General features: G+C 39.2%; 10 protein-coding genes. 2 read left to right on the plus strand and 8 right to left on the minus strand.

Features of this window, described 5'->3' with window-relative positions:
• The first annotated feature begins 203 nt into the window (after nucleotides 1-203).
• Nucleotides 204-1,103 carry a sensor histidine kinase gene (locus RBB56_RS09065; RefSeq protein ID WP_306722042.1) on the plus strand — a complete coding sequence of 300 codons (900 nt, stop codon included), beginning with the start codon at nucleotides 204-206 and terminating at the stop codon, nucleotides 1,101-1,103.
• On the plus strand, nucleotides 1,064-1,858 hold the full coding sequence (locus RBB56_RS09070) for a LytR/AlgR family response regulator transcription factor (RefSeq protein ID WP_306722043.1): 795 nt from the start codon (nucleotides 1,064-1,066) through the stop codon (nucleotides 1,856-1,858). The genes RBB56_RS09065 and RBB56_RS09070 overlap by 40 nt, the downstream gene beginning before the upstream one ends.
• Nucleotides 1,859-2,432: 574 nt before the next feature.
• On the opposite strand, the gene RBB56_RS09075 is transcribed toward RBB56_RS09070, so the two are convergent.
• The 8 genes from RBB56_RS09075 to RBB56_RS09110 form a co-directional block, all read right to left on the minus strand.
• Nucleotides 2,433-3,215, minus strand: coding sequence for a TraX family protein (locus RBB56_RS09075; RefSeq protein WP_306722044.1), 783 nt, complete (start codon nucleotides 3,213-3,215; stop codon nucleotides 2,433-2,435).
• A gap of 232 nt (nucleotides 3,216-3,447) precedes the next feature.
• On the minus strand, nucleotides 3,448-4,911 hold the full coding sequence (locus RBB56_RS09080; protein ID WP_306718640.1) for an ISLre2 family transposase: 1,464 nt from the start codon (nucleotides 4,909-4,911) through the stop codon (nucleotides 3,448-3,450).
• A 145-nt stretch (nucleotides 4,912-5,056) separates the two neighbouring features.
• Nucleotides 5,057-5,737, minus strand: a complete 681-nt coding sequence (locus tag RBB56_RS09085) for a D-lyxose/D-mannose family sugar isomerase (RefSeq protein WP_306722045.1) — start codon at nucleotides 5,735-5,737, stop codon at nucleotides 5,057-5,059.
• Nucleotides 5,738-5,753: 16 nt separating this feature from the next.
• Complete coding sequence (locus RBB56_RS09090) at nucleotides 5,754-7,451, minus strand: methyl-accepting chemotaxis protein (RefSeq protein ID WP_306722046.1); 1,698 nt, start codon at nucleotides 7,449-7,451, stop codon at nucleotides 5,754-5,756.
• Nucleotides 7,452-7,548: 97 nt separating this feature from the next.
• Nucleotides 7,549-8,553, minus strand: a complete 1,005-nt coding sequence (locus RBB56_RS09095; RefSeq protein ID WP_306722047.1) for a substrate-binding domain-containing protein — start codon at nucleotides 8,551-8,553, stop codon at nucleotides 7,549-7,551.
• Nucleotides 8,554-8,604: 51 nt separating this feature from the next.
• Nucleotides 8,605-9,582, minus strand: coding sequence for an ABC transporter permease (locus RBB56_RS09100; protein ID WP_331526828.1), 978 nt, complete (start codon nucleotides 9,580-9,582; stop codon nucleotides 8,605-8,607).
• 45 nt (nucleotides 9,583-9,627) lie between these two features.
• The gene (locus RBB56_RS09105; protein ID WP_306722049.1) at nucleotides 9,628-11,139 is read right to left on the minus strand and encodes a sugar ABC transporter ATP-binding protein; all 1,512 of its coding nucleotides are present in this window, start codon (nucleotides 11,137-11,139) and stop codon (nucleotides 9,628-9,630) included.
• A 360-nt stretch (nucleotides 11,140-11,499) separates the two neighbouring features.
• Nucleotides 11,500-12,948 carry an ATP-binding cassette domain-containing protein gene (locus RBB56_RS09110; protein ID WP_306722050.1) on the minus strand — a complete coding sequence of 483 codons (1,449 nt, stop codon included), beginning with the start codon at nucleotides 12,946-12,948 and terminating at the stop codon, nucleotides 11,500-11,502.
• Between the last annotated feature and the right edge of the window lie 18 nt (nucleotides 12,949-12,966).

Genomic DNA, 12,966 nt, shown 5'->3' on the forward strand with positions numbered 1-12,966 from the left:
TCTTTGCTTTGTCAGGATATTTACTTTCCATATTTATAAATTATATATTAATTGCTTTTTTAAACCTATTTCAATTTACAGTTGCTGATTTATATTCACGAGATTCTTATCTTTTTACCTTTGTAATTATTTATTCAATCATCACATGTATTATTTCGTTTTTTTTAGGAAAATATTTAAGACTCCTATATACGGAGCAAAAAGTGATATTTTCTAAGGAAATGCTGCTTCTGCTTGCCGCGGAGATTGCCATTTGTGCATTTGTTTTCACCTACAATATCATTCAGGGAGAACGAGAAGGATATCCTGCAAAGGTGATTTACTTTAATACAATACTTTTTAGCGCTTTCTTTATTATTACCTTAATTATTTTTCTCTTCTCCCTTCGCATTATGTATAAGAATCAGAAACTGCAATCTCTCAATCAGGAAAAGCAAGCTCTGGAAGAATATATGGAGAAAATTGAAGATTTATACCAGGATATGCGAATCTTTAAACATGATTATATTAACCTTCTCTCCACCATGCAGTATTGTATAGATAATGATGATATCCATAACTTGAAGATTCTATTCAGAACTAAGATTCTTCCCAGCAGTAAGCAGCTTACGAACAAAGATGCCACCATTGGCAAGTTAAGTAATATTAGAATTCTGGAATTGAAGGGTATTTTATATGCCAAGCTAATTTCCGCTATGAATCAACAATTAGATATTACTTTGGAAATTCAGGAGGAAATTAACTCTATATCCATGGATATGCTCGATTTATCCAGAATCATAGGTATCTTCATGGATAATGCTATAGAGGCAGCCAGAATATCCGAGGATAAGAATCTAGTCGTCCTTGTTATTAATAGCGAGGAATCCATAACTATCGTAATATCGAACTCCACTCCCGATATAAATATCGATCTGGATAATATTTATAAGAAAGATATAACATCTAAAAAAGGCCATACCGGCCTTGGACTTTACAGCGTAAGAAAAATATTGAACAAATACAATAATATAATACATTCTACGAATTATAACTATCATATTTTTACACAGACACTAGAGATATGTACACAATACGATATGAGAGAGGTAACTTCGAGTTGATTCCCATTTACTTATGCGAAGATGATAAATTACAGTTAGAAAATTGGGGGAAATTAATTAATAACGCTATCCTTATCCATGAATGGGATATGGGAATAAAGGCTGCCGCTGACAGTCCTGATAAATTTCTGAAATTAATAAATAAAACTAAGCCTGAGAATGCCGTTTATTTCCTGGACATCGATTTAAAGAGCCATATGAACGGAATCGAACTCGCTGTGGAAATCAGAAAATATGATCCGAGAAGCTTTATTATCTTTATTACCACACACGATGAAATGGCTGTTCATACCTTTAAATATAAGGTAGAACCGCTTGGCTTCATTATAAAAGATTCCCCCGATTTCAGAGACCAAATAGCAGACTGCCTGCAAAATGTTTACGAAAAATATCAAGTGCCTAAGAATCCTGTAACGGATGTACTTACCATCCGTATGGAATGCAAGCTGTTGATCATACCTTATGATGAAATTTATTACATTGAACCATCCGCCCAATCTCACCGGATACGGCTGCACAAGCAATATGAAATACTGGAATTCTCATCTTCTCTGACCGAAATCAAGTCTAAACTCGATTATCGGTTTATGACATGTCACAAATCTTACATTGTGAACTGTCATCATATTTCCAGAGTCGATAAGAAGAATTATACCGTTTATTTTAATAATGGTAAGAAATGCTCCTGTTCTGTACGGCTATGCAATCAATTATGCAAAAAGTTGGATGAATTAACGGCACTTAACTCCTTTTAACAAATTCCGTGCTACACTTCGGACACCGGACCGCAATTTTACCTTTGCCCTTTGGGATTCTAATTTTCTGCTTGCAATTAGGACACTTATAAATATGATGTGTCCTACTTTGATTCAGCTTATTTTTTTGCAATGCAAGAAACTTACGAATCCCTTCCGTATGCCTTAGAAAAAATTGATTTTCTGCATAACGTTTCGTGTAATTTCTAGAAAGTATGCGAAAATAGGAATAAATCAGTACAGCTATAGCTACTCCAAATAAGATATTTCCTTTTGTAAAAATAGAAATTACCATAATTATCATGGTACTCGCTAATAGAAATCTGTTCAAGGAATCAGGACCGTACACACCGTATCTCCCCTGCATAAAACGTATTAATTTTTCTTTCACAATCGTTACTCCCATCTATAAACACTGTACTTTTTATTCTTACGGTCCCCACAGTAAATGCGCGGCCTGTTGAATAGTTACTACTATTCATTATTAAAGATTATGCACCAAAATACAATAAAAGGATTCACAAATTTCCATTAAAAAAGGCTAAACCTATTCTGTTTTTTAATTTCTTTATCTTCAGAACGGAAGCTGGCTGATTCCGAGCGCACAAGATATCAAGTATAAAAGCAGGATATGTGCAGGATAAAATGCATAGAAGAGCCATTTGATATTCCATCCTCTCTGTCCATTATATCTACTAATCGGAATCACTGCAAAAAAGGCAGTAATCTCTGCCAAAGACATTACAGTTAGCGTGGCGCATCCCATTACCGCCGACAGAGTCTTCTTATTACGGAAATAATACATAACCGCTATGGTAAGTACACCGAAAGCACTATAATCGGTATTCATAAACTCTGCCGCTGCCATTCCTGCAGCCAGAATCAAGAGATGTAACAGCACACTGAGAGCTTTGTGCAGATTCTGTTTCTCTTCTATCAACCGGAAGCCCATCATCACAAGCAGACCTGCCAGCAACGTAAAAAATACATTCTGGTATCCCGTGTAGATGAATTTCCCACTAAATGCCAAGTTAAAAGGTATCTCCGAAATAAGTGCAAATAAAAATAATCTTCCCGCATACTTTTTCATATTACGGGTATGCATGAATCCCTCTATTAATAGAAAGCAAAAAATCGGAAATCCAATTCTTCCTATAAGGCGAAACACCGTATCGACTCCATAAAGCATTGCATTTTGTTCCATGGACGCCAGCATAGCATCCACATCCCCCATCATTCCTGCTCCTCGATTCATCATTTCCTTTTCCAATATAACTGCACCTATATGATCGATGAACATAGCAATAATTGCAATTAACTTAATCGTACTCCCGGTAATACCCTTCTTTTCTACCATACTGTCTACTCCCCATGCTTTTTGCAAAGACACGCCCATCCTGTTTGCCGACAGGGTGGGCACTCCTTTTCCTTATTGTTTCACTTTTATTTTAGCATTTTTCCTCCGGGATTACAAACCCTTATTCTATCTGGATAGCGTAAATTTACTGTAGGATTTAATTGGGTAGAGAATCCCCTTGATGTGTTTTAGATTTAACCTCTTTTCACAATATACCTACTTTCTATTCTTTTTACAATCCCCAAATGTGGTTTTTAAAATAAGCTATCTTTTTCACTTCTGGAAAGGGAATGCTATGAGTTATCCTTTCTACATAGCGTTGTTCCTCTGTCAGTCGCTTGCTTTCCGATCGAAACATCTCGCTGCTTAAATAGATTCTTTCTTCTGTACCCACTGCCATGGGCAACTCCTGCTTTTGCATTCTCACCAACTCCAACATATTTCCTTTGTTTGCTTTATAAATCCTTAGCTTTGCCATTTGGTGAACTCCATGCTTACTCCACCCTAATGGTCTGGAACTCATCCTGTCTGCGTAGATATGGCTCACATGTCCTTCTGCACTGCATCCCACTTGTGTTTCTTTATTTCTCAAACCCTGCATGATCCCATCCCAATGCCCTAGGATATAAGCCATACTACTTTCTACCTTTTTCCTTTGTGCTTCGTTTTCTGTTATATTCAGGATTTTTTCAAAGGTCTCGGATGCCATCCATTTCGCTCTCTTGTGTATGGCACCATACAGTTCACTTCTTGCATCCTCTGACGAATCCATTAAATGCGAAGTTGCTGCTGTGATATATTTCTGCATATGGAATTTATCCAGTACGAAGGTTGATCCGGCTATAAATTTACGTCCGCTTTTTATCCAGGCTGCACCATCTCCATTAATATAAATCTGTTTTATGGCATCCATGTCATAGGTGGCGCTGATATACTCATAAATCTCTCGCCAGAACTGTTCTACTCCTTTGCTTCCCTCATATATGCCCCCAAAGTACTTCGGATTGATCAGCTTAAACCTTTCGCTTTTAGGCGCTTCTGATTCCGCACCTTCATATACATAGGCTATTTTAGGCATACTGGTGTTGCTTCGAGGTTTCGTGATATCTCCCTTTTTCTCGAGATACTGCAATGACACATGATCTTCATCTGCATCAATATAAAGATAGGAAACCTGTTTTTTATTCTCTATTTTTTCTGGTTTTGTATGAAATTTCAGATCATGTATCTTATTTTTTACTGTCTGTTTGCTGACTTTTTCGGAAAGACTGGCTCTGATTCCTCCTTTGCGATAGCTACTGTCGACCGCTTCCTCAAGCATCTGCGCCTGTGCATCTTCTGTCATCCTTACATGGCTTTCTAATCCCATGATCCGATCTAGCAGATATTCACAGGCTCCAGTCTTCTTGTTCTTAAACAGTGTCTTGCAATATCTCACAGTTCCAAGGCTGGTAATCAGGGATGTTTCATCTCGTCTGCTTATGACCCAGTTTCTCCTTCTGTATCCGCTGTTTCTCAGTTCTTCATCCATACTTTCAAAAGTCTCCGCAATCATGTCCAGTCCTAACTGTACTACACTATCTGTAATTCCATAGATAAACTCTGCTTGTTGTTGAGGATCTTTCAAAAACTTTTCCAGAACTCCTGTTAAATTTTTTGCCCCATTTTCTTCAAACTGTTGTATACTTTTAATCATAGAGAGCACCTTCCTTTGTGTCCGATTTTTTCTTAGTCGTTAAAATCATAACACAAAGAGGCGTTCTCTTTTTATTCAATTAATATCCTACAAAAACTTTACGCTAGCTTCTATCTGCACCGCTAACCTTAAGCTATGATTTTTATTATTTTGCCTTCGGATATTCAGTACAAAGAAGTCTGTAAGGCGGCTCATCCTCTTCAATAGTCGGAAATCTTCCCATTTCCTCATAGAAACGGTTATCTGTAGTATCATCGTTACACATGGATACTTCTCCGATAAGAACATCTCCTGTACCTTCTTTAACATCGAAATCATGGTATTGATGGGGCCATAAAGTAATGCTTTCTCCGGGCTTAAGCTCTACTCCTGTTCCCGCTTTAACATAATAAGATCTTCCATCGGAGTTCACCAATACATCGCTATCGTCAAAGGTACCATCTCCTTTGTCATTATATACATGTATCACTAAAGTTCCTCCTCCCCGATTAATAATATCTTCGCTTTTTGTCCAATGAAAATGCATCGGAGAATGCTGTCCCTCTTTTAGCATCAATAACTTCTCGGCATACACCTTTTTATATTTCTCATTTCTTTGGTTTCCATTTCTCAAGGTGATTAAAGCAAATCCCAGCTCTTCCCAGTTTCCCAACCCATAATCCGTAATATCCCAACCTAGCATATTGTCTCTGATTTCATCGTACTCTTCCCCTTTATCTTCCCATTCTTCCGGTGTCCAATTGCAAAAGGGCGGGAGTTTGAAACCATGCTCTGCAATCAACGCCTCCATATATCTGATACTTTTATTAATTTCCGATCTCTTCATCTTCTTTGTCCTCCATTCAGTGAAAATATGATATGTTATTAGTGAGCTCTTGAGAAAGTCTGAATATTTCTTTTGTCAATCCGACCATCTGATTGACTGAATCGGTTGCATGAATAGATATTTCCAGTGTATTTTCTGAATAAATGGAATTCTTATCCGATTCTTCCAGCAGAAGTCCCATATGGTTGCCGAGATACTCTTTTGTACTATTTATCTGGGAAATATCACTCGCCAGGGCTTTTACATTTTGTGATAAAACTGTGATATTTTCTTCCAGGTTATCAAAAATAGTCTTCGTGTTGTTCACACCCCTTACCTGCTCTTCCATGGCATAGTTCACATCTCCCATCACCTGTACCGAAGTCCCTGTTTCTTTAAGCAGATTCGTAACAATTTGCTCTATCTTTTTTGCTGATATAGTGGACTGATCCGCTAAAGATTTAATCTGTCCCGCCACGACTGCGAATCCCTTGCCCAATTCGCCTGCTCTTGCCGCTTCTATGCTCGCATTTAACGACAATAGATTCGTTTCTTCCGAAATATTAGTAATTAATGTTGTCGCTTCTTTAATCTCTTGAGCCGAACGATTCGTAACATTTGTTTGCTTGGAGATAGTATTTATATAACCCATGGAATTCCTCGTTATATCTTCCAATTCACTCAAAATTACCCTCGTTTCTTTTCCCAAATCAAAATTTCTTTCCGACATTTTCCTAATTACCTCTATGCTTTGCAACGACCTATCGATATATTGATTCATAGTATGCATATTCTCATCTACACTTTTCATCGTTTCTGCCTGTATATTGGCAGATTTCCGGATATTCTGACTGGAAGAGAGCATTTCATTGGCCGTATGCTTCGTTACATCGGAAATTCCCTGCATTTCATCGGATACCTTATGTAAAATATTTGCTTTCTCTTTAATCGAGGATATCACTTCCTTCAATTTCTCCTGCAACCGCTGCGTATCGTTGGACAAATCTCCTATTTCATCTTTTCTATTCCCTATAAGAGCTGTCTTCATTTCCAGCTCTCCTTTAGATAATCCATTCAGGCAGTCTCTGGCTTTTGTCAGATTCTTTAATGTAGATCTTACAAATAGAATAGAAATAAAACAGAAAATAGCGAGAATCGCTGTCAGCATTCCTATATTCGTATAGATAGTCGTGCGCATAAGAACCTGCATACGTTCCATATCGCGTACCGCTATTAAAGTGCCCGCGGCCGCCCCTGATTCCGGCTGCATAATCGGTATCGCATATGCATGATATTGTCTTCCTTCAATGTCGACTTTCTCTGCAAATATTTCTTCCCCATTCTCGTTGACCCGGGCAGTTATTTGATCTATATTTACAAAATGAGCAAGCCTGTTTTCTTCTTTATCTTTCATAGACGTAACAATCGGCTCATCTCCAAAATAAAATATAATATCTATCCCCGTTTTTTCTTTTAAGCTATCCAACAAAACGCCTGAATCCGAAACATTAAAGTTCATTCCCCTCCAGACATTCCCGTCTTCTTTCAAGGCATAATCTCCGTATCCTTGTGTACTATAGAGATTAGATGCGGAAATTGCGACCATTCTTAAGCCTTCCTCAATCTCCTGATATAAACCTTTGGAAAATTGCATCTGGCTGATAAGCAGTGAAAATATACTGGTAATTACTATCGGTGCTATAGATAATGTTAAAATTTTCCCTCGCATTTTCATTCGAACGTCATCCTTTATTATCTGATTGAAAATACGGGTTATCCCCTATGAGATAACCCGTATCCATTTTACCTTGCTTTGTCTCTACTTCAAATATTTATAAACCGTCCTTCGTAATAACAGAAACTCCTGTATCTGTAACCTTTCCGCCGAAGCTTTCTCCTCCCAATACTGCTACTGCTGCCTTCAGACCTTCATATCCCATTACGTCCGGGTTCTGAGCCATAGTCGCCAATAAGTAACCGTTTTTGATTAAAGATAAAATAGTATCTGATTTATCGAAGCCTACGCCTACTACATCATCGCCTGCTTCCTGAATGGCATTGCCGACTCCGGTAGTAGAACCTTCATTCGCTCCGAAGATTCCTACGCATCCACTTGTAATGTAGTTTGCCGCAATGTCTTTCGATTTCGCCGCATCACCTTCACTATACTGCGTTTCGAGAAGTTCGAAATCAGTTCCTTCAAAAGCGGAACGGAAACCAGTCTCGCGCGCTACGCAGGATGCTGTAGCAGCATTTACATTGACAATACCGATTTTACCGGAGGTTACTCCTTTATCCGTGAATGCCTTTAACATCTCTTCCCCTGCTGTTTTGCCGGCTGCCTGATTGTCTGTGGCAAACGTTACTTCACCTTCGAAATCTGCTGCCGAATCCACATAAATAATCTTTACTCCTGCCGCCACTGCTTCTTCTAATGCTGCCGTAACCGCATCCGGTCCATTTGCTGCCAGAAGAATTGCATTTGCATTATCCGCTACTGCATTGTTAATACATTCTATCTGTTTCGCATCATCCTTCACATCGGGAGCAAGCCACTTGTATTCCACATTCGGAAAATCCTTCACAGCTTCTTTACATCCCGTATCCACGTTTACCCAATGCTGATCCATCTGGTCCATCGTAATCAAATAAACTTTATAAGTTTCTGCTGATGTATCTTCTGCTACTTCCTCCTTCGCAGGTGCCTCTGCAACCTCTTCCTTTGCCGGTGCCGTACTTGTCTCTGCCGCAGGTGCCGCATCCTTACTTCCGCAGCCCGCCAACATGGATACTGCAAGAACAGCACTTAACAATACGCTACATAATTTTCTCTTCATTTAAAATCCTCCCTTATGGAATATTTGGTTTGTATGATAAAGCGATCGCTTTTATCCCTTTTTATTTTTTCTCGGCTTTCCTGTTCTCACAACCACATCGAGCAATACCGAGACAACAACGATAATACCAATTACTATGTTCCTAATAGCTACCGGTGCTCCTGCGAATTGCAGTCCGTTCTGAAGAACTCCCCAGATTGCCGCGCCAATAACCGTACCCAGCAATATTCCCTGCCCTCCTAAAGTACTTACACCTCCGATAACAGATGCCGCTACCGCGTACATTTCATACATATTTCCCGCATCCATCGTACCCATTCCTGAAGTGGCACAAATAATAAGGCCTACTACACTGGCGCAAAATGCACTTACAATATATGCCTTCGTTGTAGTTCCAACGATGCTTACCCCTGACAGCTTAGAAGCTTCCACATTACTGCCGATGGCATAGACATGCCGTCCTGTACGGGTCTTGCTAAGCAAGAAGTTGAAAATAAGCCACAAAATTATGGATATCCAGATGGTATTATACAGGCCTAAAGTTTTTCCGTAGTAGAAAAAGTCACGAAAGCCTTTTGCCGCATCGCCAATAGAATCTGTATTATAGTTATTGTTTACTATTTGAGCGATACCTCTCGCTATCGTCATCGTGCCGAGTGTGGCAATAAAAGGCGGCAACTTACATTTCGCGACCAACTGTCCGTTGACAACGCCTACTATAAGACAGCATAAAATCGTTATGATAACAGCAATCCATGGATTGATGCCTTTTGTCATCAGGGTAGCCGAGATCATACAACTCATTCCCACTACGGAACCGATAGAAAGATCTATATTCCCCGTAATCAGCACATAGGACTGTCCGATACCGATTAGGATAATCGGTGCTATCTGCCTTAATAGATTTCCTATATTTTTAGATGAGGCAAAGGTCGGATTCAAGATGCCGAATACGATACATAATATAATTAAACCGACTGTTACCGTTAATACTTGCCCCATCCCCCTTACCGCTATTATCCTTTTCATAAAATTCTGCCTGTTTTCCATCTTTACAGTTATTCTCCTTTCACATTATGCTCGCGCTGCAACCTTTTTCTCAAAGCTGGTTGCATATTTCAGGATAGCGTCTTGGGTTGCGTCTTCTGTATTTATTTCTCCCGTTACCTTGCCATCACACATTATAATGATTCTATCGGAAATTCCCATAACCTCAGGCATTTCTGATGAAACAAATAATACTCCGATCCCCTGCTTTTTTAACTCATTCATCAAGTTGTAAATCTCTACTTTGGCAGCTACGTCAATTCCCCTCGTAGGCTCATCGAAAATAACTACTCTTGAATTTCTGGCAAGCCATTTTCCTACAACGACTTTCTGCTGGTTGCCTCCCGATAGGCTTCCTGCATTTATTTCTGTATTAGGAGTTTTTATCCTTAAGTCATTGACCGCTTTCATTGTCATGGCTTTTTCTTTTTTCCGGTTTACGATTCCCAGCTTATCGCATAAAATGTCCAGATTAGGAAGGGAAATGTTCTCTTTTATACTCAGCTTCGTACATAATCCATCCTTTTTCCTATCTTCCGGAGCAAGAACAATGCCTGCTTTAATCGCATCCATCGGCTTATGAATTACAACCGTTTTACCATCCAGGATAATTTCTCCCGATTCTTTTACATCCACTCCGAAGATTGCCCTCGTTGTCTCTGTTCTTCCGGCCCCCATCAAACCTGCAATTCCTACGATTTCCCCTTCATACAAGTCGAAGCTTACATCTCTTACCATCTTCCCTGCATTAAGATTTTTTACTTCGAATATCTTTTTCCCCCGTTCACAAACTACTCTCGGGAACTTCTCTTTAATTTCACGCCCTACCATATTGGCTATTATTTCTTCCAGATTCGTATCCGCGAAATCCATACTCGTTATGTACTGCCCATCCCTTAGAATGGTAACTCTATCCACAATATGCCGGAGTTCCTCAAGCCTATGTGAAATATATACGATGGCACATCCTTCCGCTTTCAATTGCTTGATAATACGGAATAAATCATCAATTTCCTTGGATGTAAGGGCACTTGTCGGCTCATCCATAATCAATATCTTAGCATCCGTGGAGAGCGCTTTCGCTATTTCCACCATCTGCTGCTTTGATACCGCAAGATCTCCCACTACGGTATCGGGTGAGATATCCATATTCAACTTATCCAATATGCTTTTAGCTTGTTTCTCCATTTCCCTATCGGAAAGAATACCGGATTTTGTTTTCTCTCTTCCTAAGAAGATATTTTCTGCCACCGTTAAATGAGAGCACATATTTAATTCCTGATGTATAATGGCAACTCCGAGTTCCTGAGCTCTTTTGGGAGACATATCATGCACTTCCTCCCCTCGAATCCTTATGGTTCCTGAATCCTTTTCATAGACACCGCTTAAGATTTTCATAAGGGTAGATTTACCGGCTCCGTTTTCTCCAAGAAGTGCCAGTACTTCCCCTTCCTTCAAGTTGAAGTTGACATTATCCAGAGCCAATACACCCGGGAAACATTTACTTACTCCGTCTATTTCAACGATATATTCTCCCATTTATTCCACCTTCCTTCGCAATCTATATGCGACGTTCTTATATTGGGGTCAAAAGGTATTTTGCCCCCAATGATACCTACGGATTGCTACGCACTTTGTGCTCTCACAATCCCAACCCTAACTTAAGTTAGGGTACAACATTCGAAATCCGCCCTATTCGGGCTACTTTCTCATGTTTTGCGGGTCCCAAAGTCATATTTTTTCATGCAAGCATGAAACACATGACCTTTTGACCCTGGTATCATGTTATAAAAAGTATAACACCCGCTACAAATTGGTTGTAGGGGTGTTTCTTTGGAATAAGGGGGGTATTCTTTTGTTCTTGTTACAGTTCACAGCTTCACCATGAACTGTAACTTTTTATATACTTATCTTAATACTGCCAAAGGCATCCGGAAGATACTCTTCCTTTACCATTCCGTCTTCCATCAACAATAGCTTGTCCGCTACAAACAAGGAGTCCGAAATGGTGAAGGTTAGGATAACAACGGAAATTCCTTTTCTCTTAAGCGTTCTGATCAAATGAATGATATGCCTTCTTACGTACATATCGGCATTAGTAAATGGCTGAACGATAAAAACCACTTTAGGATTAAGTAAATGTATGCGGTAGTAAACGATATTATAAAGAGATTTCTTATCCAGAGCCTTAATATCGGTTACATATACTTCCTCACCCAGTTCCTTCACGTATTCTCTCTGAATACTTCTTTTTACATTCTCCGATATTCTTACATGAGGGGTTTTAAAGTCTAACAGAAAGCTCAGATTGTCAATATAGCTCATATCATAAAACAACATCGTTTCGATAGCCTGTTCTCCGATAATACCAAAGTTGGCCTTACTTTTCTTTCTAAGGTTCTTCTTATCTATCACTTCTCTATTCAACTCTATGGAACCGCTCTCCAATTCCTTTTCACCGCAGATACAAGAAATGATATCCTGCTGAGACTTTTTGCTCTTATCGTACAATACTACGCATTCTCCCGGGCGCACACCGAAAGACAGATGCCTCAAGTTCTCTGTGGAAATATTATGAAAATAAATATTTCCTCTGTTCTCTTCCAGTATCTTCTTATCCTTATCCTCAAAGGAAATCGTATAAGGGATCACGTTTTCTTCCTTCATATCTTTCTTATCAAAGACCTTTATGATCTTCCCGTCTTCCATAAAAGCTGCTCTATGACAGAAAGGGAAGACCTCCTCATGGTGGTTGCCGAAGTATAAAACGGTATATCCTCTATGTGCCACCTTAACGAGTAGATTCTTGAAGTTCTCCAAATCCCTTGTGCTCAGAACATTGCTGATATCATCCACTATAATTAACTTAGTTCCTTGAATAATAGCCTTCAGCACTTCGACAATACACCGTTCATATTCTGTCAATTCCTTACCGAATGCCCTCGGATTCACCTTAACCTCTATCTCCTGCAACAAGAGCATGAGCTGATTAGCCAGAACCTTTTTACTGATACAGTATTTTTTGAATCCTTTTCTAAGCACGAAGATATTATCCGTCACCGTAAGATTATCTACCAATCTACTGTTTTGCCCCAATAAATACACCTTATTCTGGCTCTCTTCTGTATGGCGGTAGCTATTGACCTGAAGACCGGAAAAGTAAATCCTTCCAAACTTGATCGGTGTGTTTCTGAGAATTAATTGTATGAGCCTTTCCTTCCCATGCTCATTAATTCCTATTAATCCAAAGATCTCTCCCTGGAAAATATGCAAGTTAAAGTTATCCAGATTAGTCATATCATTTCCTTCTGTAATGACATTTTCCATGCGCAAAACTTCTTTCTTCACCGCTAGACACACCCTTCC

The organism is Kineothrix sp. MB12-C1, from assembly GCF_030863805.1.
Taxonomy (GTDB): domain Bacteria; phylum Bacillota; class Clostridia; order Lachnospirales; family Lachnospiraceae; genus Kineothrix.